The sequence below is a fragment of the Paenibacillus sp. genome, from assembly GCF_031177825.1.
Taxonomy (GTDB): domain Bacteria; phylum Bacillota; class Bacilli; order Paenibacillales; family YIM-B00363; genus Paenibacillus_AE.
Map to the genome: position 1 here is coordinate 223980 of NZ_JAPSKE010000001.1, position 24175 is coordinate 248154.

Annotated in this window: 18 protein-coding genes; 4 read left to right on the forward strand and 14 right to left on the reverse strand. The window is 61.2% G+C overall.

Annotation, left to right across the window (positions count from 1 at the left end; all coding sequences use genetic code 11):
* Window positions 1-279 precede the first annotated feature (279 nt).
* From RIN49_RS00950 to RIN49_RS00975, 6 genes are all read right to left on the reverse strand, one after another.
* The gene (locus RIN49_RS00950) at window positions 280-1143 is read right to left on the reverse strand and encodes a sugar phosphate isomerase/epimerase family protein (protein WP_309118287.1); all 864 of its coding nucleotides are present in this window, start codon (window positions 1141-1143) and stop codon (window positions 280-282) included.
* Window positions 1144-1164: 21 nt separating this feature from the next.
* A complete protein-coding gene (locus RIN49_RS00955; protein ID WP_309118288.1) occupies window positions 1165-2040 on the reverse strand; it encodes a sugar phosphate isomerase/epimerase family protein in 876 nt (291 codons plus the stop codon).
* Window positions 2041-2059: 19 nt separating this feature from the next.
* On the reverse strand, window positions 2060-3124 hold the full coding sequence (locus RIN49_RS00960; RefSeq protein ID WP_309118289.1) for a Gfo/Idh/MocA family protein: 1065 nt from the start codon (window positions 3122-3124) through the stop codon (window positions 2060-2062).
* A 19-nt stretch (window positions 3125-3143) separates the two neighbouring features.
* The gene (locus RIN49_RS00965) at window positions 3144-3617 is read right to left on the reverse strand and encodes a GNAT family N-acetyltransferase (RefSeq protein WP_309118290.1); all 474 of its coding nucleotides are present in this window, start codon (window positions 3615-3617) and stop codon (window positions 3144-3146) included.
* Window positions 3618-3816: 199 nt separating this feature from the next.
* The gene (locus RIN49_RS00970; RefSeq protein ID WP_309118291.1) at window positions 3817-5037 is read right to left on the reverse strand and encodes an MFS transporter; all 1221 of its coding nucleotides are present in this window, start codon (window positions 5035-5037) and stop codon (window positions 3817-3819) included.
* 200 nt (window positions 5038-5237) lie between these two features.
* Window positions 5238-5456 carry a hypothetical protein gene (locus RIN49_RS00975; protein WP_309118292.1) on the reverse strand — a complete coding sequence of 73 codons (219 nt, stop codon included), beginning with the start codon at window positions 5454-5456 and terminating at the stop codon, window positions 5238-5240.
* Window positions 5457-5631: 175 nt separating this feature from the next.
* Here RIN49_RS00975 and RIN49_RS00980 point away from each other — a divergent pair, with 175 nt between their 5' ends.
* The gene (locus RIN49_RS00980; protein WP_309118499.1) at window positions 5632-6912 is read left to right on the forward strand and encodes an erythromycin esterase family protein; all 1281 of its coding nucleotides are present in this window, start codon (window positions 5632-5634) and stop codon (window positions 6910-6912) included.
* Window positions 6913-6990: 78 nt separating this feature from the next.
* Here RIN49_RS00980 and RIN49_RS00985 read toward each other — a convergent pair whose 3' ends face one another.
* A complete protein-coding gene (locus tag RIN49_RS00985) occupies window positions 6991-7524 on the reverse strand; it encodes a YceI family protein (RefSeq protein ID WP_309118293.1) in 534 nt (177 codons plus the stop codon).
* A 180-nt stretch (window positions 7525-7704) separates the two neighbouring features.
* On the opposite strand from RIN49_RS00985, the gene RIN49_RS00990 reads away from it, so the two are divergent.
* A complete protein-coding gene (locus RIN49_RS00990) occupies window positions 7705-9993 on the forward strand; it encodes a type IA DNA topoisomerase (protein ID WP_309118294.1) in 2289 nt (762 codons plus the stop codon).
* A 26-nt stretch (window positions 9994-10019) separates the two neighbouring features.
* Here RIN49_RS00990 and RIN49_RS00995 read toward each other — a convergent pair whose 3' ends face one another.
* Window positions 10020-11933 carry a stalk domain-containing protein gene (locus RIN49_RS00995; protein ID WP_309118295.1) on the reverse strand — a complete coding sequence of 638 codons (1914 nt, stop codon included), beginning with the start codon at window positions 11931-11933 and terminating at the stop codon, window positions 10020-10022.
* A gap of 20 nt (window positions 11934-11953) precedes the next feature.
* Entirely contained in the window at window positions 11954-13063 is a 1110-nt protein-coding gene (locus tag RIN49_RS01000) for a S1C family serine protease (protein ID WP_309118296.1), read from the reverse strand.
* Window positions 13064-13270: 207 nt separating this feature from the next.
* On the opposite strand from RIN49_RS01000, the gene RIN49_RS01005 reads away from it, so the two are divergent.
* Complete coding sequence (locus RIN49_RS01005; RefSeq protein WP_309118297.1) at window positions 13271-14299, forward strand: phosphatidylglycerol lysyltransferase domain-containing protein; 1029 nt, start codon at window positions 13271-13273, stop codon at window positions 14297-14299.
* A 2-nt stretch (window positions 14300-14301) separates the two neighbouring features.
* Here RIN49_RS01005 and add read toward each other — a convergent pair whose 3' ends face one another.
* The gene (add, locus tag RIN49_RS01010) at window positions 14302-15324 is read right to left on the reverse strand and encodes an adenosine deaminase (RefSeq protein ID WP_309118298.1); all 1023 of its coding nucleotides are present in this window, start codon (window positions 15322-15324) and stop codon (window positions 14302-14304) included.
* Between the two features lie 210 nt (window positions 15325-15534).
* Between add and RIN49_RS01015 the strand changes: the two genes are divergently transcribed.
* Window positions 15535-15828: a hypothetical protein gene (locus tag RIN49_RS01015; protein ID WP_309118299.1), complete on the forward strand. Its 294-nt coding sequence runs from the start codon at window positions 15535-15537 to the stop codon at window positions 15826-15828.
* Window positions 15829-15922: 94 nt separating this feature from the next.
* Here the strand turns inward: RIN49_RS01015 and RIN49_RS01020 are convergent, their stop codons facing one another.
* The 4 genes from RIN49_RS01020 to RIN49_RS01035 all read right to left on the reverse strand — a co-directional run bounded on the left by RIN49_RS01020 (window position 15923) and on the right by RIN49_RS01035 (window position 24048).
* Window positions 15923-17239 (reverse strand): deoxyguanosinetriphosphate triphosphohydrolase family protein, encoded by a 1317-nt coding sequence (locus RIN49_RS01020; protein WP_309118300.1) that lies wholly within the window; start codon window positions 17237-17239, stop codon window positions 15923-15925.
* 173 nt (window positions 17240-17412) lie between these two features.
* Window positions 17413-17736, reverse strand: coding sequence for a hypothetical protein (locus RIN49_RS01025; protein WP_309118301.1), 324 nt, complete (start codon window positions 17734-17736; stop codon window positions 17413-17415).
* 146 nt (window positions 17737-17882) lie between these two features.
* Complete coding sequence (locus RIN49_RS01030) at window positions 17883-21161, reverse strand: UvrD-helicase domain-containing protein (protein ID WP_309118302.1); 3279 nt, start codon at window positions 21159-21161, stop codon at window positions 17883-17885.
* Complete coding sequence (locus RIN49_RS01035) at window positions 21154-24048, reverse strand: PD-(D/E)XK nuclease family protein (RefSeq protein ID WP_309118303.1); 2895 nt, start codon at window positions 24046-24048, stop codon at window positions 21154-21156. The genes RIN49_RS01030 and RIN49_RS01035 overlap by 8 nt, the downstream gene beginning before the upstream one ends.
* Window positions 24049-24175 lie beyond the last annotated feature (127 nt).

A 24175-nucleotide genomic window follows, 5' to 3' on the forward strand; every position in this document is an offset into this window, starting at 1 on the left:
CAATAATCAGGGCATGCCACCCCGAAAATTGAGGAGTTCCTCCCCAATTGGCCGCACATCATAAGTTTCGTCTTGGTAGGGAGCAATACATTGGGGCGCTTCTCCGCAATAATCAGGACATGCCACCCCGAAAATTGAGGAATTCCTCCCCAATTGGCCGCACATCATAAGTTTCGTCTTGGTTGGGAGAAAAATTGGGACAGCCCGTGTGCGCGAATTGGTCTGCCGTAGAAAAAAATACTCCCCGCCGTGTCTAGCACGACGAGGAGTCATTGAATTCTAGATTCGTTCCCAAATCGATCGCACTTGCTGCAATCCCAGCCTCGAGCCGAGCTGACAGTCTTCCATTCCCTCAAACTCCAGGGAGACGTAACCGGTATATCCCGACGCTTTGACTTCCTTCAAGATCGCCTCGAGCGGGAGATCGCCATGACCGGCGATCGCGCCGCGCAAGTAGTCGCCGCCCGCCGAGCGGAACCACCCTTCCCCGAAGCCGGAATGCGCAGGCCGCAAGTAGAAGTCCTTCAAATGCACCATCGAAGCGATCGGCAAGTTTTTCTTGACGGCGACGAGCGGATTCTCGTCCACGCACATGAAGTTGCCGACGTCGAGCGTCGTCTTGAAGTTCGGCCGGTCGACGGCCGAGACGAGCCGCTGCACGCGGTCGGACGCCTGAATGTAGAAGCCGTGGTTCTCGACGCTCGTCGTAATGCCGAACTGCGCCGCGTAATCGGCTACTTCCCGGCACGCCGCGACGAGCTTCGGCAAATCCGCTTCGAAACGCTGGATCGTCGCCTCGGCCGGCGGCCGGGACGCGACGTCGTGCCGCATCAGCTTCACGCCCAGTCGATTCGCGACGTCGACGTGCGCCTTCGTCTCCTCGATCGCGCGGCGATAGTCCGCCTCGTCGTCTACCGCGAAGTTGGCGCCGACCGCGTAATTCGAAATTTCGATGCCTGCATCCATCGCCGCGCGACGGATATCGTCGATCAAGCCCGGATTGTCGAGGAGAGAGAAGCTGATCGGCACGATCTCGATGTGCTCCCCGCCTTGCTCCTTGATCCATCGCGGCGCATCGAGAATCGAAAGCTTCCCGCTGCTGATATCGCGGTGCAAGCTGTAGCTGCTAAGTCCCAGTTTCATATTCGCTCAGTCCCCCGTCCTTTACCGATACGTCTTGATGAATTGAACCGCCTTGCGAATGTCGGCCTCCGGATCGGCGCCGACTTCGCGTTCGATCGTGAGATACCCTTGATAATCGATCTCCTGCAACGCGCGGAAATACGCATCGAAATCGACCTTGCCTTCGCCGAGCGGCAGCTCCTCGAAGATTTTCCCTTCGGCGAGCAGCGCAGCGATCTTGTCGTGCTCCATGCCTTCGGTCTCCAAGCTGCCGTAGACGACGCGCGGATCGACGACGCGGTGGCGCACGCCGTCCTTCACGTGCGTGTGAACGATATAATCTTTCAATAGCTTTACGCCTTGCACCGGATCGTCGCCCGTCACCATGACCATGTTCGCCGGGTCGAAGTTGACCGATACGCCATTGCCGCTCAGCGTATCTAGGAACGACTTCAGATGCGCGGCCGTCTCCGGCCCCGTCTCGATCGCGAAGTACGCGCCCAGACTGTTCGCGTACCGGCTCAGCTCCTCGCAAGCCGTCTGCATCGCATGATAGACCGGCCCGTTCTTGTCATCCGGCACGATGCCGATATGCGTCGTCACGATGTTCGTTCCGAGCTCGACGGCCAGATCCATGATCCGCTTCGACTTCTCCACCTTCTCCGGATTCGCCGCCGCGTCTTGGAAGCCGTGGCCGCCCAAGTCGCCGCACAACGCGGAAATTTCGAGACCGAGATCCACGATATAGTTCTTTAATTCTTGACGCGCCGGTCCGACCAACACGTCGGGGTCCATCTCGCCCTTCACGGCGTAAATTTGAACGCCTTCCGCGCCGACGTCCTTCGCCTTACGTAAGCCTTCGCGCACGCCGACGCCGAAGCTGTCGACGATGACGCCGATTTTATTCGTCAATGCCATACGATTCGTCCTCCGTTCTTTAAGTATCGAATCGAATTTCTCTGCCGCTGGCGGCGGATTCGTAGATCGCGCACAAGATCTTCATCAGCTCGACGCCGTCTTGCACGGGGCTGAGCGTAGGTTTCTCCCCGAGCGAAGCGGAGATGAAAGTATTTATTTCCTGTTGGAACGCGTCTTTGAAGTCGAACGTGAGATTGTCTACCTGCGGCGTTGCATTCAGGATCGTATTATGGCGTTCAAGCACGAGCTGCAATTCCGGCTCGAGCTCGGCGCCGCCCCGTTCGCCGAACAGCTTCACGTACAGCTCGTCTTTCTTCGCGTGGAGCGTAAAGCTGACGTCGACCATCAACGAAGCGCCGTTCTCGAACCGGATAAGCGCGTTCGCCAAATCCTCGACCGTGTTCTTGGAAGCGTCGTAGTCCGCCGCCTTGTAGAACGACAATCCTTGTACGTTGTTCCGATTGCCCAACTTATTGTAAGCGTTGCCGCTGACGGACAAAACCTTCGGGCGCCCCATCAAGTACCAACAGATGTCGATGACGTGCACGCCGAGATCGATCAGCGGGCCGCCGCCCGAACGTTCGACGTCGGAAAACCATCCGCCCGGATTGCCGAGACGGCGCAGGCACGTCGCCTTCGCATAGTAAATCTCGCCGAATTCGCCGTCGTCCACGAACTTCTTCAACGTCTGCGTGTTCGACGCGTACCGCCGTACGAAGCCGACTTGCAGAAGCTTGCCGCTGCGCGCCACCGCCTTCTCGACTTCCAACGCTTCTTCCACGGTCTTGCAGAGCGGCTTTTCTACCAACACATGTTTCCCCGCGTCGAGCGCCGCGATCGCGATCGGTGCATGCGTATTATTCCAAGTGCAAATGCTGACGCCGTGAATTTCCGGCAGCGCGAGCAGCTCGCGGTAGTCCGTGAACGTCTTCGTCGCTCCGTAACGGGCCGCCTTCGCTTTCGCGCGCTCCTCGTTCAAGTCGCAAATCGCGTAAATTTCGACGTCCGGATGGTTTTCGTAAGATTGGAAATGCACGTCCGAGATGGACCCGGCGCCGATAACGCCGATTTTCAGCTTTGCCATTCCAGCCACTCCCTCGCGTTTATAATTTTAACATGCCCTTGTAAATCCCTGGCGACGAATCGGGTATGGCTACCGCGCCCGCCGTCTTCGCGTAAAATTCGGTAGGTCCGGCGCCGCCGATGATCGCATAGCCGTAACCTTCGGACCGCATCGCCTGCATCGCATAGAGGAAGAGCATCTTCCCCACTCCGCGCCCCCGTTCTTCCGGGTCCACGCCCGTCGGGCCGAAGAACCCTCTCATCGTCGCGTCGTAACAGGAAAACCCGATCAGCTTTCCGTCCTGCGCCGCGATGAAACACGATACCGGGCTTCTTGCGAAAGCGGCCTCCGCTTCGCTGACCCAACCCGGACCGAAGTGCTCTCCGATCCACTTCGTTACGACATGCTTCTCCGGCGCGATCGCCCGGCGAACGGTAACGCCGCTCTGCGAAGCGTACGCCGCTTCGGACGGGATCTCCGGCAGCTCGTACAGCTTTACCAGCATATCCGGCATGACTCCTCCACCTTTCCTTCTCTACAGGATGTAGTCATTATATAGAATACCGTACAAAAACGAATATTCCTGCTTTTCCACGAACTTTTTTTCCGCGATATTGAGCCTTTTGACGAAAATAATTATCATGAGCCGCGCAGAAAATCGGGGAGAGGAAATCGGAAACTTGTAGAAATCGAATAATTCCCCCGTCCCCCGATTACATCGAACGCCGTTCGGTCTTCGACGGCACCGCGCCTTCCCGGCTTTCCTTCCCGGACGAAAACCAGACGATCGCCCCTAGCGCCGTATACAGCAGCCCGGCCGTCACGAAGATCCATTGGAACGAGAGGAACGCGCCAAGCCCCCCGCCGAGCAGCGGGCCGATCATCGCGCCCGACTGGTTGGCGCTCGCCGTCAAACCGAACGACCGCCCTCGGAAGTCGTCCGGAGTACTCCGCACCATTAATGTATTCACGGACGGCACGATGCCGGCCATAAACAGACCGAAGCAAAATTGTATCAGGGTAAAAAGCCATAATTCCGAAATGAAAAATTGCGACGTGATCGCGACCGCCGACCCCGCGAAGCAAACGGTCAGCACCTTCGCATATCCCAGCCTCTCCCCGGTTCTTCCCCAGAACGGGGAGGCGACGATTCCCGCGATGCCGATCAACGCGAAGACGAAGCCCGATGTGAGCGCGGCGTCCTCGACGCTGCCCTGCAAGTCCGCGATATGAAGCGTGAGCAGCGGTTGAATCATGTTATACGTCATCTGAAACGCGACCAACAGCAGCAGCATCGACAGCAGCGCCTTCTGACGGAACACGTTCGCTAGATCGGCCCGGACCGACGAAGGCTTCGACGGTTCCGCCGGCCGCCCCTCGCGAACGGTGAACAGCACCGCGGTCGTCGCCGCGAAGATGAGCGCGCCCGCCGCGACGAACGACATTCGCATCCCGAACCATTCGGCGAGCAGCCCGCCGATCATCGGCCCCAGAATGCCGCCGCTCATCGTTCCGGCCTGCATCATGCCGAGGCTCCAGCCCATCCTCTCCTTCGGCGCCACGCTCGAAACGATCGCCATCGAGGCCGGGACGAAGCCGCCGACGAAGCCGTGCAGCAGTCGAACGACGACCAGCTCCCACGGGGTATGCACGAACCCGATAAGCGCATAGATGAGCGCCAACGAGAAACCCGCGCGAAGCACCATCTTCTTCCTCCCGTACTTATCGGCCACCGAACCCCACAACGGAGCCATGATCGCTCCGACGAGGAACGCGGACGAATGCACGACGCCCGCCCACCAATTGACGTCCTTCTCCGCTACGCCGAGCTCGTACAGGAACAGCGGCAGGAACGGCACCGACATCGTATAGCTCGCGCTGCACAACAGTACGCCGAACCATAAAATCCACATCGTACGCTTCCACGATTCCATCCCGGGGCAACACTTCCGTTCGTTCAGAGGTCTCGTACTTCCTATTTCGTTCCACTATAAACCTCTGTCTACGGTCGTTCAACCGACGTTCGGATCCGGAAACCAAAGAAAAAAGGCCGTCCCGGAAGACAGCCTTCTTATTATGCCCTAATATGGGCGATCTTGATGTTTTGCGAAAGGAGAGGGACCGTGAGCGATCGTTACAACGAGTCTTCTTCCGAATCCGACGCTTCAGCCGGCTCTTCGGGTTCCGCCGCTGCCGCTTCCGCCTCCGCCTCTTCGATTTCCGCGTCGATCGCTTCCGCCGCGTCCTCCGCCTCCGCTTCCTCCGAAGCGGCAGCCTCTGCTTCTTCGACCGCCTCTTCCGCTTGCACGTCTTCGTTCTCCGCCAACACTTCTTGGTTTTCCGCTTCGCTCATTCGAAATCCCTCCTAAGGATCGCTTAGATTCTCTAAGCGTGTCCTCAGTATAACAGAGGGCTTTCGAGGAATTTGTAAAACGGTGTCGGCGCCAGTATTACATTTCGATGACAAGCGCGGGAAAGAATACATATGAACTCAATTATCCGGCAAAGGATGGAACCCTGCGGTGCGTATGCAATCGATGATCGAAGAAATTCAACGAAGCGCCGCGGCGCTCCGGAGTCCGGAAGATTACGCGACCCTCGCCCTCGCCGCCGCCGACGCCCGCTTCGCGCTGCTCGGCGAGGCGTCTCACGGGACGTCGGAATTTTATACGGGCCGCGCCGCGATCACGAAGCGGCTGATCGAATCGCACGGCTTTCGGTTCATCGCCGTCGAAGGCGATTGGCCGTCCTGCATGGCGTTGAACAAATACGTCAAGCGAGCGCCGGATGCGCCCGCCTCCGTCCGGGAAGCGATGCGCGCCTTCGACCGGTGGCCGTCATGGATGTGGGCCAACGAAGAGATCGCCGAGCTCGTCGAGTGGCTCCGCGACTACAACGACAAGCTGCCCGATGGCGACGTCAAAGTCGGCTTCTACGGCATCGACGTTTACTCCCTTTGGGAATCGCTCGACGAGATGATCGCCTACCTGGAGAAGATCGACTCCCCCGCGCTCGAACAAGCGAAGCGAGCCTTCGAATGCTTCGAGGCGCATCAGCGCGACGAGCAGTCGTACGCCGTATCGGCAGGACTGTACGGCGAAGACTGCGAGGACGACGTCGTACGTCTGCTCGCGAAGGTACGTCGCGAGCGTCATGCCGGGTCGCCCGACTCGAGCGAAGCGGAAGCCTCCCTTTCCGCGGAGGTCAATGCCCTCGTAAGCGTCAATGCGGAGGCGTACTATCGCACGATGGTGCGCGGCGACGCCGAATCGTGGAACGTACGCGACCGGCATATGGTCGACGCCCTCGAGCGGGTCGCGTCGTTTTACGGCCCGGATTCCCGAGGGGTCGTCTGGGAACACAACACGCATATCGGGGATGCGCGCGCCACCGATATGGCGCGCGAAGGCATGGTCAACGTCGGGCAGCTGACCCGCGAGAAATACGGCGCCGACGCCGTCTACGCCATCGGCTTCGGCACGTACCGCGGCACCGTCGTCGCAGGCTCTTCCTGGGGCGCGCGGCTGGAAGTCATGACCGTCCCGCCCGGCGTGCCGGACAGCTGGGAGCATCTGCTGCACGAAGCCGGCGCTTTCGATAAATACGTGCTGCTGCGGAACGATCCGGAGCCGTTCCGAGCGACGATCCCGCACCGAGCGATCGGCGTCGTGTACGACCCGAGACGGGAGCGGTTCGGCAACTACGTGCCGTCCGTCATCGCGGACCGGTACGACGCCTTCGTCTTCTATGACGAGACGAAGGCGCTTCGGCCGATCGAGCCGTCCCGCGAGCCTGTGCCGGCGAAGTAACGCGGCGCCCTCCGCCCTAGAACAACGACGAAACTCCGGGCGCATCGCGTCCGGAGTTTCGGTTCGTTCGCTATGAGATTAGGCTTGTTTCACCGCTTGGAGCTCGATGGATACCTTCACGTCGTCGCCGACGAGGAAGCCGCCCGTCTCGAGCGCCGCGTTCCAAGTCAACCCGTAATCGCTGCGCTTCAAGGAGCCGCTCGCGCTGAAGCCGACCTTCTCGTTGCCCCACGGATCTTTGCCTTCGCCTTCGAACGTCACGGCGAACGTCTCGAGACGCGTTACGCCGTGCAGCGTCAGATCGCCCGTCACGGTATACTCCCCGACGTCCGTCTTCCGAATCGACTTCGCGACGAACGTCAGCTTCGGCTGGTTTTCGACGTCGAAGAAGTCGGCGGAGCGCAAATGGTTGTCGCGATCCGCGTTGTTCGTGTTCACGCTGGCCAGATCGACGGTGAACGAAATGTTCGCCGTCGTCAGATCTTGCGGATCCGCTTCGATCGAAGCGTCGAAGCTCGTGAACGTCCCCTTCACCTTCGAAATCATCATGTGTTTAATCGAGAAGTCCACGCTGCTGTGCGTCGGGTCTACCGCCCATTTCGTCAATGCCATGTTCATCTTCCTCCTAAGAATGTATGATTACAAACTTATCTCAAATTCGTAATACTTAAATTTTATTCGAATTTGAGATGTTTTGTCAAGCATCGTTTTCATTTTCCTTGCCTCGGAACGGTCCGAAATATGATACGATAGATTCGGACAAGATAGAGAGAGAGGATTTTGAACGCGCGTATGAAGACACTCGTCATCGCCGAGAAGCCCGATATGGGGAGGAACATCGCGGCCGCGATCGAACCGCGGGCGGCGAACAAGCGATCCTATCTCGAAGGAGAGCGTTATATTATCACTTGGGCGATCGGACATCTGATCACCCTCGCCGAGCCCGACCATTACGACGACAAGTATAAAAAGTGGAATTTAGCCCACCTGCCGATCATTCCGGAGAACTTCAAGCTCATCCCGAACTCGAAGACGAAGGATCAGCTAAACGTCATCGCCGATCTGGCGAAGCGCTGCGACCGGCTCGTCAACGCCTGCGACGCCGGGCGGGAGGGCCAACACATCTTCTCGCTCATTCAGCGATACTTGAAGCTCTCTCACCCGGTGCATCGGCTGTGGATTTCCGATTTGACGCCGGAGACGATCCGCGCCGGCTTCGCCTCGCTCAAAGACGCCGCCGAATACGAAAACTTGACGAAAGCCGCGAAGGCGCGCAGCGAAGCGGACTGGCTGATCGGCATGAACGGCTCCCGCGCGTTCACGACGAAGCACAACGTGCTGCTGTCCGTCGGCCGGGTGCAGACGCCGGTGCTCGCGCTCGTGTACGACCGGCAAATGCAGATCGAGGCGTTCGGCGCGACGAAATATTACGAGGTGCACGCCGTCTTCGAGCAAGGCGACGTTACGTATAAGGGCGTCTGGCAAGGCGAACGACTCCATTCCCGCGAGGCCGCGGACAAGATCGCCGCGAAGACGTCGGGCAAGCCCGGCCGCATCGAAAATTACGAAGTCAAGGATACGAAGGAATATCCGTATCGGCTGTTCGACTTGACGCTGCTGCAGCGCGAGACGAACGCCAAATACGGCTTCTCCGCCAAGAAGACGCTCGACGTTGCGCAATCGCTCTACGAGAAGCATAAGGTCATCTCGTACCCGCGGACGAATTCGAACTACGTGAACGAGCAGAACATTCCCGAGATGCACCGCGCGCTCGATGCGCTCCGCGGCACCGCGTACGACGCCCTTGTCGCCGGCGCCTCCAAGCGCTTCGTACACAAAGGCAACCCGAACGTGTGTAACCCGAGCAAGGTCGAGGATCACCATGCCATCCTGCCGACCCACAAGAGGCCGGGCACGTTGACGCCGGACGAGCAGAAGGTTTACGACTTGATCGTACGCCGGTTTCTCTCCCACTTCTACCCTGCCGCTGAATACAAGCAGCACACGGTGCTGACCGAGGTGGAGCAGGAGCGGTTCAAGACGTCGGTGAAGCAGCTGCTCGATCTCGGTTGGAAGGTCGTCTACGCCGATTTATCGCTCGACAAGAAGAAGCCGCGCGGCAAGGCGAAGGACGACGAAGAGGAAGACGAGGCGGAGACGGACGCCCCCTTCTCGATCGACGCGACGGCCGGCGTGAAGAACGTTAGTTCCGAAGTGAAAGAGAAGGAAACCCAGCCTCCGAAGCCGTTCACGGAAGGTACGCTGCTGAAGGCGATGGAAAGCGCCGGCAAGCAGATCGAGGACGACGAGCTTCGCGAAGCGATGAAAGATTCGGGGCTCGGTACGCCGGCGACGAGGGCGGCCACCATCGAGCGGCTGAAGCAGGTCGAATACATCGAGATGCAAGGCAAGCGGATCGTCATTACGAAGAAGGGCCGCATGGCGATCGAGCTCATCCGCGGCGCCGGCGTCGAGCTGCTCGCCTCCCCGGAGATGACCGGACATTGGGAGCGGCGGCTGACGGAAATTTCGCGGGGCACCGCGGCGGACGAGGCGTTCATGTCGAAGGTGAAGCAGTTCGCCGCCTTCATCGTCGACAAGGTGCGGATGTCGGCCGGCGTATCCCGCTCCGCCTTCGAGTCGGAACGCCCCGCGACACGCGAGCGGAAGCCGGCTGCCGGCTCCGGCCCCGGCGCGAAGAAGCCGCGCGCGGCGTCGTCGAAGACCGCCAAAGCCGGCTCGTCGGCTACGCCCTCGACAACGGCTTCCTCCGCCGGAACGGCGACGGCGACCGCAGCGGCGACGGCGCCTTCCACGATCGGCAATTGCCCGCGGGACGGCTGCGGCGGTACGATCTTCATGGGCCGCAAGGGGTACGGCTGCAGCCATTATAAGACGGGCTGTACCTTCGTCATCTGGAAGGAAAGCTTCGGACGGACGCTCACCGACGCGATGGTTCGCTCGTTGATCGAGAAGGGCCGAACGAGCAAGCTGAAATGGAAAGACGAGCGCGGCGAACCGATCGAAGCTCGCATCGTATTGAAAAACGCGAAAACCGGCGAGTTGGAGCTTGAGTCATAAGCTCCTCCCCGCCGGTTTTTTGTTGTTTACTCGAACGTCAACGAATCGATCGCGTCATTCATCCGCTTAATATTCTCTGGCGTTCTGGAGCTTTGGAGCTCTTCGGCTCGAATCGTATAGACGACTTTGTTTTTCTCGAGCACGTACGTCGTCGAGACGAGCGAGCCCTCTCCGCCGCCCGAGCGCAGGACGATCTTCTTCGCCGGGACGCCCTTGAACGTCATCGCGACATTTTCGACGATCTTCGTCGTGCTGTCGTACTCCATGGCGAACTTGACGTTATCTTCCTCGGAGGCGACGGCCTCCTTGTACGTCGTCGTGTCGTCGGCTTCGATCGTCAGCGAGCCGCCGCGATATTCATAGGTATAACTCTCGTCGGAGTTGTAATAGCCTTCCGTCCAGAACGACGGTACGTTGAACGAGTAACCGTACACCTCGTTGACGATCTCCGTCGTTGCGTCCATATCGATGCCGTACGCGTCGTCCAAATACCCGAAGTTGTTCTCCGCGACGCTCTCGTCGATTCGAATGGACTCGATGATGCGTTCGATCGTCGGGCGGCTTTCGTCTCGATTGTCTTTGCCGTAAAAGAACGAGAAATTGTATTTATATCCGCCTTTGATCACGTAGACGTCATATGTATCGGTCCAGTCGGAGCTATCGTCCGCGCGCTCGGACCATAACCGAACCAAGGCGCGCGCGCCGTCGACCTTCGTATCCGGCAGCTTCCCGATTTCCCGATACGCCGGCAGCAGCTCTTGCGCGAACCGCTTCTCGTGGCGCTGCGCCCATGCTTCGAGCGTGTCGCCCTTTTCCAACGAGTTCATTGTGAAATACATGCTTAGATCGCCATCGGCCGCATAGAAGTTCAGGCCGGTCGTATCGCTCGACGCCGTCCAGCTGGCCGGGAGCTCCATCGCGATGCCGTACACGTCATCCTTATGTTGTATGTACCCGTCCTTCACGGAGGATACGTCCTTCGTCTCGTCGTCGGCCGCGTCGAACGACACCTCGAAGCTGTCGATCAAATCCTGGTACACGCGCATCTTCGCTTGGTTCTTATAGTTCGCCTCGTCGTACGCCTCGAAGCCGTACCAAAACAATACGCCGTCCTTCAAGTAAAGGCGGTTTTCCAAATAAGAGCCTGCGGACGACCGGGAGACGACCTTCGCATAAGGAACGGGGCCGCTCTGTACCAGCCGCTTGTCCAAGATCGTCCCGTCGTAGATGGTGTCGGTCAACGCGGCGAGCAATCCGCTCTCCTTCATCTTCGGCTGCGTCGTATCCACTTCGATATCGATGCCGTACTCCCCGTTCGCGTCCGAGAAATAAATCCATTCGCCGTTCAGCGCTTGGAAATCTTGAACGAGTCCGGACGGGTAATTCATCGTCCATCCCCAATGGCTGTCCCCGATCTTCGTCTTGCCTTCGTCGCCGTCGATGACCGGCGCCTCTTCGGACGGAGCGGTCCCTTCCGCCAAGCTGCCGCTGATCGCGATCGACTGTACGCCGCCTTCGTCTTGGAAGCTTACCTCCGCGCCGAACGTCTCGGAGATGAACCGCACCGGCACCATCGTCGTGCCGTCGATCAGCTTCGGCGCGCTAGGGACGTTCCGCTTCTCGCCGTTCACCGTCGAGACGACGCTGTCGATCGTCAGCTCGATCGTCTTGCCGCCGTACGTCAATACGATGCCTTGCGTATCCGGCAGCCATTGCGGGTCGGAGGCGAACGCCGCCGAGATGACGCGCAGCGGCACCAACGTCGAGTTGTTGACGATGACGGGCGGTTTCACGGGCAGCGCCTGCCCTCCTACGACCGCCTCGGCTTTCCCGATCGTCAATTTCACTTCGACCTTGTCGGCTTCGGCCGCATAGGCCCCGACGCCGATCGAACACGCGAGGGCCGCGAGCGCCGCGCTCGATAGTAGTTTCTTCTTCATGATTTCGTATCCTCCGCCGCTTAGGGTTGGTCTTGCAAGGGGATCGTACGCTGCACGATATCGCCGCCCGAGAGCATCGTAACCGTAACCTTCGTTCCCGGCATATACGACTTCAGCTTCTCGTTCAAGTCGACCTTCGTGACGACCTTCGCTTGATCGATCGAATACAAGGCGTCGCCCTTCTTCACGCCGGCTTTCGCCGCCGGGGACGCCGGATCGACATAGGTGACGGTCATCGGCTTGCTCGTCGACAGGCCGACGACCGCTTCCCAGCTCTCTTCGAGCTCGAACCCGACGTACGCCCGCTTCACGGCGCCGTATTTCTTCAAATGATCGACGATGTAAGCGACCGTGTTCGCCGGAATCGAGAATCCCGTATTATCCACGGACACGTCGACGAACTTCAGCGTGTTGATGCCGACGACTTCGCCGCTCGCATTGAGCAGCGGTCCGCCGCTGTTGCCCGGATTGATCGCCGCGTCCGTCTGCAGCAGCCGGTACGTCGAGTTCACCGAGCGGTTGACGCCGCTGATGACGCCGACGGTCGCCGAGTTGCGCAGCGAGAAGTTCACCGGCGTGCCGATCGCGATCGCCGTCTCTCCGGGACGCACCTGATCGCTGTCCGCGAACGCCGCCGGCGCGAGCCCCGTCGCCGATACCTTCAGCAGCGCAAGGTCGCTGGCGGCGTCCTTGAATACCTTCGTCGGCTTATACTGCTTCTCGTCGTGCGCCAGAACGATGATTTCCTTCATGCTTTCGATGACGTGCGCGTTCGTCACGATCCAGCCGTCCGCCGAGACGACGACCCCCGAGCCGTGCGTTAACGCGAAGCGGTCGCTCGACCGAAGCGCATTGGTATCCGGCTTGCCGATAATCGCGACGACGGAAGGCCCCGCCTTCTCGATCAGGTCGGCGGTGGACTCCCCTGGCTCGTATCGATACGTCTTCGTCGCGGCATCGTACGACCCCGAGCCGCCGAGCGCGTTCGTCAGACTGCTCGCCTTCACGTACACCTCGCCGTCGATCGTTCGAGCCGACAACGAGACGACCCCGCCCGCGGCCCCGGAGGCGATCGCTTGCGCGGCCGCGAACGCGCAGACGCCGACGCCGATCGCCGCGGCCCATGCCATGGTCCTCTTCTTCCTCAACCTATCCCGCCTCTACCAAAAAGACATAATGCACTAAACGTATCACGATTGCTAGATTCAGACAATATGAAGACGCGCAAATGTTTTGCATCGCTCCGCACTCAGGTTTACGGTCCTATATCGAAAGAATCATGTTATGATACCGAAGTACAACGAAGACCTACTCGACGATGGAGGAACCCTTGGCTTATGAACGCATCGATTTCCCTTTCCTTCCCACACCCGTCCGAGCGCGCCGGCGCCGCGATCGGAAACAGCGTATCCCATTTGCATTATCAGGAAGACAAGCGGCGATTCTGGTCTGCCGACCGTTCCGCCTACTTGCTCTATGCTTCTATCGCCGGCAAGAGAGTCGTCCTAGGAGACCCTGTCGGATCGGAGACGGACGGGCGAGCCGCATTGGCGGAATTTTTGTCATCGGGCAAGACTTCCGGGCGCGATTGCATCTTCTACCAGATGGGACCGCGATACGCGGCTTGGTTAGAACGTTACGGGTTCCATACGATGAAAACGGGCGAGGAAGCTTCCGTGGCGTTGACCGGTTTCCATACGAACGGGAAAAGTTGGGTCAAGCTTCGAACTAAAATCCATAAAATCGAACGCGAGGGCTACCGAAGCGAGATCTCGCTCCCGCCTCATGCCGACGCGTTGATGTCCGAAATCCAATCGGTATCCGACGCGTGGCTCGGAGGGAAACGGGAGAAATCGTTTTCCGTGGGGAGCTATTGCGACACATACGTCGCGGCGCATCCGGTCGCGACGCTTCGTTCGCCCGGAGGCGAATTGCTTGCCTTCGTCACGTTGGCCGCATTCCAACGTCCGGAGGGGGAGCGAGGCCTCGCCATCGATCTCATGCGGTATCGGGATGGCAGCCCTTCCGGAGGGATGGAGACGCTGTTCGTACGCATTCTGACTTGGGGACAAGCTTCCGGGTACGCCGAGTGCAGTCTCGGCGCGTCGCCTATGGCGAACGCAAGCGACAGTCGACCTTGGCTCAAGCTTGTGCGGCGGGTCGCGGCGCGCTACTACAACTTCGACGGACTGCAGCGCTTCAAAGCGAAATTCCAGCCGGGGTGGGAGGATCGGTATTTGGCGTATTCGGGCGGGTCGGCGTTCGTCGCGCTCGCGCTCGTCGCGCTGCTCGTGCATCGGCGGCGCCGAAACCGTTCCCGTTCGCCGGAAATATGCGGGACGTCCGCGGCGCGGTCGACGCATTGAGGTTAGGCGATGCCGAGCCGATTGAACTCCGATGCCATGGACGCGCGCAGCGCCATCTTCTCCGCGTCCGGCAAGAACGCAGCGTCGACGCCGTTCAATATGAGCCGCTTCAGCTCCTGCGGGCGGAAGGCGAAGTGTTCCTGCAGCATCGCATATTCCTTGCCTAGGTTCGTATCCGAAACCGTCAGATTGTCCGTATTGACGGTGACCATCAGCTCTTGATCGAAATAGTCCCGAATCGGATAAGCGAACCAGCCCGGCGACGCTTTCGTTTGGATATTGCTGACGGGGCACATCTCCAGCGGAATGCGGCGTTCGCGAACGAGCCTTAGCACGTCGGCGTCCTCCCGCAGACGGACGCCGTGTCCGATGCGAGAGGCGCCCAGCTTCGTCACCGCGTCGTAGATGTTCTTCGGTCCCGCCGCTTCTCCGGCGTGGATCGTGATCGGGATGTCGCGGCGCCGCGCGTGCCGGAATACGTCCGCGAACCGCTCCGCGGGGAAGCTCGCTTCGTCGCCGGCGAGGTCGACGGCGACGATCCCTCTTCCTAAGTATTCAGCGGCGGCTTCGATCACCTCTCGGTTCGACGCGTCCGAGTGGGATCTGAGGCATGCGGCGATGGCCCGCGCCTTCACCCCGAACGTCTCCTCTCCGCGGCGCAGCCCCTCGATCACGGCATGAACGACCTCCACGGCGGACAACCCTCGTTCCCGGTGCAATTGAGGCCCGAAGCGCACCTCGATATATTTGCAATTTTGCTCGGAGGCTTGCTCGACCAACTCGTACGCGACGCGCTCCAAGGCGTTCGGCGTATGCAGAAATCGCCCGACGAACAGAAACTTGCCGAGATACTCCTCGAGGCTGGCGCATTGTCCCTTGACCTGCATCAGCGAGGAGATCGTCTCCTTGTCGGTGTCGAGCAGCTCGATGCCGTCCTCGTTCGCCAGATCGACGATCGTTTCCGGTTTGACGCTTCCGTCCAGATGCAGATGCAAATCCACCTTCGGCAGCTTCGTAATGTCCATGGCAGCCCACGTCCTCTCTCGCCTCGATTGTATTTTTACTACTATATTCAATAGCGTTTCCGATGTAAATATTAATGACAGGTATTTTTCGCACTTAGCTGTAAAACATAACGTATATCTTCCATGCACTCCGCTTTCGACCCGATTGGCATCTCCGTTGTCCGACTGTTATGATAAGAACAACTCTCTGCAGAACGGAGGCGACCCGACGTGGGCGTCAAATTCAACCGAGAATACAAAGACATCGTCACCGATCTGGCGAACGCCATCGGAACGATCGACGACAGCTATGAAGCATTCGAGATGGATGCGGACGACTGGTCCGCTTTGGCATCGGCCGAGCAGGCCGAATTTATGCGCACGTTGGCCGACGACATCTTCTACGGGCTCGGTTCGATGCCGAAGCTGTCGATCGGTTCCGGCACCATCGAATACGACCCGGTCAATCACGTCTTGAAGGTGCACTCGCACGAGAACGTCGTTCATGTGATCCAGTTGATTTAAGCCGGCGGCTTGCTTTCCCTTCCACACACGCGAAGAAGGACGTATCCTTCGAACCGTCGCGATGCGACGCCGAAGCGGTACGTCCTTCCGTCTGTCAATCCCGCTCGTAGATCGAGCCCGTGCGGCTCGCGTACAGCTCCGAATACACTTTCTCCGCGTACGCGTCGGTCATGCCGGCGATATAGTCGGCCACCATGCGCTCCCACGGCCACTTGTTCTTATGCTGCCGATAGCTTTCGATCCAATCCGGAGGCAGGATGAGCTTCCCCGTCTCTACGTCGCTGAAGCTGTCCCACAGCCGCCGCACGATAATCTCGTTGCGCTTCTGCAGACGCTGCACGCGCACGTCCTTGATCATCGTCACCCAAGCGAGCTTCTTCAAAATTTCCATCGTTCGCAGCAGATCCAGATCCTCCTGCCCGTCCCGCACGAACGTCACGCGCTTCCAGCCGATGTTCGGATCGTCGATGATCCCGACCTGATTCGCGAACTTGCCGACCCAACGCGCCTTGATTTCGCGACGCGCCCGCGACGCCTCCCTGCCGCACTGGGCGTAGATCGATTCCCACTGCCGGCAGTAATCGGCGAGCACGCGGCGCACCATCGACTTCCGGTCGACCTCGTCCCATCTCACTCCGCTGTTGCCCGCATCGTCCACGATTTCCTGCACGACGTTATCGACGAGCCGCTCGTCTTCGAAGAAATTCGGATTGAGCTGAATTTTCCCCGCCCGCATCCCGTCCTCGATATCGTGCGTGGAATACGCGATATCGTCGCACAAGTCCATCAACTGCGCTTCGAGCGTCGCCCGCCGTTCGGGCATGCCCCAGACGTCGCGCAGCTGCTTGATGCCTTCCCACTCCATGCCGTATACGCCTTTGAGCCGGCCCGGTTCCTCGATCGACACCGGGTATTTGTTGATCGCCAGCAGCACTGCCGCCGTCAAGTCGAGGCCGCGTTCGCTGCCCGCGCGTTTCTCGAGAAACATGAGGATGCGGAAGTTTTGCGCGTTGCCCTCGTACGCCATGCCGTACCGTTCCCGCAGAAGGAGATTCAGAATTTCCTCGCCCTTGTGGCCGAACGGCGGATGGCCGAAATCATGCGCCAACGCGGCGCATTCCACGACCTCCGGGTCCATCATGAGCCCGGGGTGCTCCTTCTTCGACAAGAACGATTCCGTCTTGTAGAGCCTGCGGGCCACCTCCCGGGCGATCTGCGACACCTCGAGCGAATGCGTTAATCTCGTGCGGTAATAGTCGCCTGAACCGGCGCCGAACACTTGCGACTTGCCTTGCAGCCTTCGGAACGCGGGCGACTGAATCAGCCTTGCGTAATCTTTCTCGTATTCGTCCCGGTCCTCGCTGGACAAGGCGTTCTCTGTATCGAATAGACGAAGCTTGCGAATGTTCATTCCGCATTCCCCCGATGATGTTCCCTGCTATACGGTATGTGATCGCGAAGAGGGAGGTTCCAGACCGGATGTAAATCCAGTGTGACCTATTATAACACGTTGGAACGAACTCGGAAAACGAACAAAAGAAAACCCACGATCCCGGCGCCTTCCCGCCGAATCGTGGGTTTCGTTCAGGCTTGCCGTTCCGCGACCGCCGCGTTCCGCAGCCGGCGCTCCGGCTGCCGATCCGACCGGTCCCATCGGGATACGGTCACGGCGCGGAACACGCCGACGCAGTCGGTCAACGCGACGACGTCCGCTTGCGCCTCGTACCTCCAGTACGCGTCAAGCGCGTACAAAGCCGGTCTCCCTTGCCATTGGACGCTCGCGAAGGCGCCGCTTTCCGCGCAAGCCCGTAGTCGGGCTTGGAGCTCCTCGCGCCCTTGCGCGTTCGCGTTCGCTCCCTCCCGACCCGCGAATGCCGCATACGCCTGCTCCGTCAGATGAATGTTCATTTCGTGTCGCTCCCTCTCTCGTTATGCTTCGTTACTTAGAATTGTAGTGGAGGGTGACGACAACCGGTTGTCACGGAACGTATGTTCGTACGCTCTTCTTCATCCTCCTCCCCGCCGGCCGACTGCAGGCGGGGCCGCTCAGGCGACTAGCCTGCTTCCGGCTCGGACGGAGCGGCGATCGGCTCCGTGCGCACATAACGGTTGGTGTGAAGAAACAACAGCCCGGTTTCTTTCACATCCGCGCCGGTCAGCCGCCTCCAATACTCTGCATACGCCTCGACCTGAGGGGCATAAAACGCCGCGAACGCCGCCTCGTCCTCGACCGCCATGCCGTCCGTCTTGAAGTCCACGATCACCCATCCGCCGTCGTCTTCCTCGAAGACGAGGTCGATCACTCCGTTCACGATGTAATCCATGCCGTCTTCGCGAGCCGCAGCGGTGAACGTGAACTCGTGATAGCGGCGCGAGGCTAGCTCGGCGCGGCGCCACAAGTCGCTCGCCAACACGGCGTCGACCATCGCGAGCGCCTCGGCCGCGTACGTAGCGTCGAGCGCCTCTTCCGCCGACGCGACGCGCACGAACGCGTCCAATTCGCCTCGCGCCAAGCCGTTGCCGACGGCCTCCAACGCGCGATGCACGACGGTGCCGAACGCCGCGCCGCGCCCTGCGGAAGGCCGGGGCGGCGACGCGTCGGCCGCGCCCCCCTTCGCCAGCGACGTGACGCTCGCGACGGAGTACGACGGCGCGGACGCCTTGGCGTGCGCCTCGCGCCATGCGCGCAGCGCCTCCTCCGCGTCGAACGGACCGTCCCAACGCTCTCTCGGACGCTCCCCGCGCTGCACGTCGTCCAGCTCGGGCTGACCCTCCAACGCCGGCCCGAGATGGCTCCACGGGTCGATCGCGGGTTTATACGGATACCGGCTGACGATCGTCAGCTGCTTCGCCCGCGTCGCCGCAACGTAGAGCAGCCGATCGCGTTCGGCATGCATATACAGGCGCTCCTTCTCGGCGACCTCGGGCCAACCGACCGGCTGAGCGATGACTTCCGTCTGGAATTCCTTCCGCCGCGTAATGGCGAAGTACCCGGCGGCCGGCTCCTGCAACCGGTCGATATGCTCGGTCGCGTCGCGGTCCGAGTCGCCGCACGGACACGCCAGGAAGACGATCGGCGCCTCCAGCCCCTTCGCCTTATGCAGATTCATGATGCGAACCGCGCGGCCGGTCCCCGCGAACAGGGAGGCGCCTTCCAGTCCGTTCGCATCGGCGATCTCGCCGAGCAGTCGGGTCAAGGCGCCCCAGTCGGACGCCGCCTCCGGATGACCCGCGATCGTCTCGTACAGCTTCGTAAGCGTACCGGCGCGAATGCTGCCCGAGGGCGACCCCGCGGCGTACGGCAATAGGCCGAGTCGTTCCGTCAGCCGCAGGAATGCGCTTAGCGCAGGCTCCTTGCGCACGATGCTCAGCATCGCCCGCAACGCGGCCAACGCCGCTCTGACCGGCGCCCCGGCGGGAGCGCCTTCGTCGGCTTCCTCTCCGTCCGCGCTCCCGTACAACGAGATCCGTCCGACCTCCATCGTGTAAGCATACAACGCTTCATCGCTGACGCCGAACAGCGGGCCGCGAAGCGTCGCGAGCAACGGCACCCGATCCGACGGATCCTCGAGGCAAGCCGCCAGCAAACGCAACGCGCGGAGCTCGTCATACATCACTTGGCTCCCGGAGGTGTCGGAAGGAATGCCGTACGCTTCGAGCCGCTCCGCATACAAACCGATAAACTCGCGATACTTCAAGAGCACGAGGAAGTCGTCGGGGCGGGCGGGACGCGTCGCCTCCATGCCGCCTTCCCGATCCGCCACCTGCAGATTGCCGTCGCACGCCCAGGAAATCCAACGCGCGATCCGATCCGCGTCTTCCGAAGCGATGTCCGCCTTCCGATCGTACTCGGCCTTGGGCGACGTTAACGTATATACGCCGTGCCGTTGCCTCTTCCCCGTCGGATTGGCGCGCGTCGTCAGCATTCGGACGAAGTCCGCCTGCGTATCGTCCGACTTGCCGGGCGGCATGAATTTCCCTTCGAACGCGTAGTTGACGAAATCGCCGACTGAACGGACCGAGCGAAAATTCCGAGTGAGCTGCAAGACGGCCCCGCATTCCCGCATGATCCGTTTCACGAGATTATACGTGGAAATATCCGCGCGGCGGAATCGATAGATCGACTGCTTCGGATCGCCGACGATGAACAGCGACCCCGGCTTCGGACGCAGCCTCCGCCACTCGTCGACTTCCGGGTCCGCTCCGGTGAGCAGCAGCATCATCTCCGCCTGCACCGGATCGGTGTCTTGGAATTCGTCCACGAACAGTCGGGCGTACCGCGAAGAGAAGTAGCGCCGCACCTCGGGACGCTCGCGAAGCATCGTCGTCGCCTTCATCAACAGGTCTTGGAACGACAAGGCGCCTTCCTGCAACCGCCGCTTCCGCGCATAAGTCACCGCCGGCAGCACGAAACGGACCACCTGCGGGTGCAAGTACTCCTTCCAGGCTCTTAGAAAAGGAAGCAGCACATCGGCCCGCCACTCCGCGAACCTCTCCTTAAGCGCCTTCGCCGTCTTCGGGTCCGGCCAGCGCTTTTGCGTGACGCCGATCGCCTTGTCGAACGTCGAAGCCAGCGCCAGCAGCGTCAAGTCGTCTTCGACGTCGCGGCTGCGCCGGAACGCTGCGGCGGCGCGCAGCGCCTGCTGCAGCGGATCCCACCCGCCTTCCGGACGGTTCGTCGGCAGCGCGCGTACGGCTTCGTCGATCAGCGGCAGCAGCGACAGCCGGAGCCGGTCGAAATCGGGCCTCGGCGCGTCCTCCGTGAACACGTCGACGTCTTCGTACATCGCGACGCACAGATACACGGCGCGCAAGTCTTCGACATGAACGCCTACCCCCGCCAACGCGTCGATCGCCGATTCGTTCCTCTCCCGCAGCTCGAGCAAATAATCGTCCCAATACAACTGCAAGCGCTCCCGGCTTTCCGCTTCGTCCATTTCCGCGAATTCGGGGTCGAGTCCGGCTTCCATCGGCCGTTCTCGGAGCAGTCTGCCGCAGAAGGCATGGATCGTGCCGACGAACCCTTCGGGGATTTGGCGCAGCGCGAGCGACAACCGCGACCGCGTCGTCTCGTCCTCGGCGTCCCGAAGTCGCTGTTCGAGCTTCATCCGGAATCGGCCGCGCAGCTCGGCGGCCGCCTTATTCGTGAACGTAATCGCGGCCATTCGCCGCACCTCGGCTTTCCCCGATTCGACCAGCGCGATCATCCGGGCGACGAGCGACGTCGTCTTCCCCGAACCGGCCCCCGCTTCTACCACGAAGGACGTATCCAGGTCGGTCGCGATGCGCCGGCGCGCCTCCTCGTCCGCGGCAATCAACGTAACGTCAGACACTGCCGTTCACCTCCAACAATGGCGCGAGTCGATCCCGGTTTTCCGGGAAGGCGCGCGCATGCTTTTTCCATTCGGCATGCGAACCGCAGACGGCCGCATAGTCGCATCGACGGCATAACTCGGGCTTATCGGTCGGCGGAAACAATCCTCCGCGGATCGCCTCCAGCGTACGCCGCAACAGCGCCACGGTGTCGTCGCGGCGCCCTTCCTGGGGCCGGGACACCTCCTCGCCCAAGCCGCGTTCGGTGGGAAACGCGTACGCCGCTTCCGTCACGCGCGCTTCCGGATCCGCCCCGGTTCGTCGCAGCCACTGCTCGACGGCCAGAGCGTACAGCGCGTGCTGAATTTGCGTACCGCCGGCGAAGAAAGCCCCTTCGTCGTAATACTTCGGCTGCCCCGTCTTATAATCGATAATCTTGTATCGATGTTCTCCGACCTCGTCGATCCGGTCCACGTAGCCGCGCAACGAAAGACGGAATCCGTCCGCCAGTTCCAAGGCGAACGCCTCTTCGTCCTTGTGCAGCTCCAGCTCGAACCAGCGCGGCTTCGACTCGCGCCTGGATTCCATCCGCCAAAATACGGCTACGTCTTTCCGGACGGCATCGCATTCTTTCGCGTAGATATGCGGGCTGGGCGGCGGTACCTGAGCGGCCGCCTCCAGCAGCTTCCGTTCGCAAATGGCCTCCAACCTGCCCCGGTCATGCCCTCCTTGCTTCGCCGTCTCGCTCATATAGTCGCAGAAGATGTCATGCAGCAGCTGTCCTCGCTGCATGGCGTCGAGCCATCGGGTCCGGTCGTACTCGACGATTTCCTTCGGGCGGACGCCTAATACGTCCTGGTAGAAAAACATCAACGGACACTTCGCATACGTCTCCAACTTGCTGGCGCTTATCAATCGGATCGGGGAAGCGGCTTCGGTCCCGTCCCCGATCGCGGCGCCGTGCGCGAGCGAAGGCACGAGCCCGTCGTACGGACCGACGACAGGCTTCATGCGAGCGGCGACCGCGGCCGCGCCGTTCGCCAGCGAAGGAAATAACCGGAACACCTCCGCCGCGCCGTCTCTCAGCATCCGATCCGGCGACTGCAGCGCTCGCGTCACGCCGTCCTCGAGATCCGCCGCGAAGCCGCCGGCGCCGATCCAACCCGCCGGCTCGCCGATCGCGGCGTCCAGCGTCTCGAAGTCGGCTTCCGGCTCCCCGCGGGCCGCGCGATACAGCTGCAGCAGTTCGTAGGCCGGGCTCGATTCGGCGTCCTGGGCAAGGCGCAGACTGCTGTATCCGAAGACGACGCGGCCGCGAACGGAACCGAGTCGACGACCTCGCGCCTCTCTCTCCCGCAAGGCGCGGCCGCCCGACGTCTCGAGCGCGTCGGACAATCGAACGCGCTCGTCGTCCAACAGCACGGGATCTTGACGAACCGACGCCGACCAATGCTCTTCGCTCATGCCGAGCGCGATCGAGAGCCTTCTCCCGGAGAGGCCCCCCTGCTCGAGCGAAGCGACGTGAAGCTTGCCGGGCTGCGGCGACGATTCCGCCTCCACGGCGCAACCCTCGAGCCGCCGGCGGACGACGGACAAAGCGTCCGCCGCGCCGATGGGATCCGCGGCCCACCGCTGGAGCTGCTCGCGCAGCTCCGCGACGGCCGCGACGACGCTCGCGTCGGCGGCTGCGGCCGGCGGCCGGCAGTCGGCCAGGAAGGCGGCCAATCCGTCGGCGACGGCCGCCGCGGACCAATCGCTCGCCTTCGTCGGCACGGGCAGCAGCCACCCCCGGATCAAGCGGTCGAGCCAATCGGCCGCGGAGCGGTCCGAATCTCGTTCATATGGATGCGAGGTCAGCAGAACGTACCGTTCCCGCCCCCACCCGATGCCGGACGATTCCAGCAGCCGGATCGCGTCGCTACGCTGGAATTCGGCGTCCTCCGGCGGCCTCACGCCGCCAAGCTTCATCGCGCTCGCGAGCGCATCCGCCCGATAACCGGACGCCAACCAATCCAAGTAGCCCAGCGCCGCCTTCCCCAGCGGAGAGAATCCAATCGGCAAGCCTCCCGCGAACGTCGCGGGAATGTCGAATCGACGGCAAAGCCCGTAAAGAATCGGAGCGTACCCCGCATAATCGGACAACAGCAGCTCGCAATCGTCCCAGGGTACGCCGCTCGCCGCCGCCCGCCGCAACGCTTCCTTCGACTCCGAAAGCGGACCGAGCGCTCGAAACCAATCGACGGCATCGATCGGGAAGTAGGATTCCGGCGCAAGGAAGTCGGGCTCCGGCGAAAGCCGCAGCGCCCCGCGATCCCCGGCAAGCCGCTCCAGCATCGCGCAAGCGACCTCCGACAACCGAACGCCGCCGTCCAGGAGGAATACGGACGCCGCGTCGGTCCGCGCCGGAGCCGCCAAGCGGGTCAGTTCTGCGAAGTCGACGATACGGTGTCGCGCCAGCGCTTCTTCGTAGGCGGAATACAATCCGCGAATGTATTCGCCCTTCGCCCGCTGCTCGAACGCCTCGACCGCGACGTCTTCGGAGGAAACGCCCGCTTCCCGAAGCTCCGTCAGCGCGCGATGAAACCGGTCCGCGACGCCCGACGTGACGAGCGCCGGCGGAACATAGCCGCTCCAAGGCGCCGTCGCCGACCGCATGAGCGAGAAGACGATCCAATACGTCTCCCCGCGGGAAGCGTAAGTTAAGCCGGCCGCCGCCAGCGCCGGCAAAGCCCGCGACCGGGCGAGCCCTTCGACCGTCGCGATCTCCAAGTTCGTCACAGGCCCGAGTTCCCTGGCTATGCGTTGCACCGTCTGACGACCGGCCGCGTAGCTGTCGACGACCCAAATCTTCTTCGCGAGTGGACTCCCTTGCACGATTTCATATAACTGGCGCATCGCGATCGTCATGAGGGTTCGCTCCTTTTTCCAAACTGCGTATAACCTTACAAATTCTACTGATCGGGAGGGAACTCCTCCCATTCCGCGAAAGCAGTTACCTATAGCATACCGGAACGACCCGACCGCTGTTTGCCAC

What these genes read in the sequence shown, in the direction of transcription:
- RIN49_RS00950 (WP_309118287.1), bottom strand. Translation starts at nt 1,143, where the DNA reads ATGAAACTGGGACTTAGCAGCTACAGCTTGCACCGCGATATCAGCAGC.
- RIN49_RS00955 (WP_309118288.1), bottom strand. Translation starts at nt 2,040, where the DNA reads ATGGCATTGACGAATAAAATCGGCGTCATCGTCGACAGCTTCGGCGTC.
- RIN49_RS00960 (WP_309118289.1), bottom strand. Translation starts at nt 3,124, where the DNA reads ATGGCAAAGCTGAAAATCGGCGTTATCGGCGCCGGGTCCATCTCGGAC.
- RIN49_RS00965 (WP_309118290.1), bottom strand. Translation starts at nt 3,617, where the DNA reads ATGCCGGATATGCTGGTAAAGCTGTACGAGCTGCCGGAGATCCCGTCC.
- RIN49_RS00970 (WP_309118291.1), bottom strand. Translation starts at nt 5,037, where the DNA reads ATGGAATCGTGGAAGCGTACGATGTGGATTTTATGGTTCGGCGTACTG.
- RIN49_RS00975 (WP_309118292.1), bottom strand. Translation starts at nt 5,456, where the DNA reads ATGAGCGAAGCGGAAAACCAAGAAGTGTTGGCGGAGAACGAAGACGTG.
- RIN49_RS00980 (WP_309118499.1), top strand. Translation starts at nt 5,632, where the DNA reads ATGCAATCGATGATCGAAGAAATTCAACGAAGCGCCGCGGCGCTCCGG.
- RIN49_RS00985 (WP_309118293.1), bottom strand. Translation starts at nt 7,524, where the DNA reads ATGGCATTGACGAAATGGGCGGTAGACCCGACGCACAGCAGCGTGGAC.
- RIN49_RS00990 (WP_309118294.1), top strand. Translation starts at nt 7,705, where the DNA reads ATGAAGACACTCGTCATCGCCGAGAAGCCCGATATGGGGAGGAACATC.
- RIN49_RS00995 (WP_309118295.1), bottom strand. Translation starts at nt 11,933, where the DNA reads ATGAAGAAGAAACTACTATCGAGCGCGGCGCTCGCGGCCCTCGCGTGT.
- RIN49_RS01000 (WP_309118296.1), bottom strand. Translation starts at nt 13,063, where the DNA reads ATGGCATGGGCCGCGGCGATCGGCGTCGGCGTCTGCGCGTTCGCGGCC.
- RIN49_RS01005 (WP_309118297.1), top strand. Translation starts at nt 13,271, where the DNA reads ATGAACGCATCGATTTCCCTTTCCTTCCCACACCCGTCCGAGCGCGCC.
- add (WP_309118298.1), bottom strand. Translation starts at nt 15,324, where the DNA reads ATGGACATTACGAAGCTGCCGAAGGTGGATTTGCATCTGCATCTGGAC.
- RIN49_RS01020 (WP_309118300.1), bottom strand. Translation starts at nt 17,239, where the DNA reads ATGAACATTCGCAAGCTTCGTCTATTCGATACAGAGAACGCCTTGTCC.
- RIN49_RS01025 (WP_309118301.1), bottom strand. Translation starts at nt 17,736, where the DNA reads ATGAACATTCATCTGACGGAGCAGGCGTATGCGGCATTCGCGGGTCGG.
- RIN49_RS01035 (WP_309118303.1), bottom strand. Translation starts at nt 24,048, where the DNA reads ATGACGATCGCGATGCGCCAGTTATATGAAATCGTGCAAGGGAGTCCA.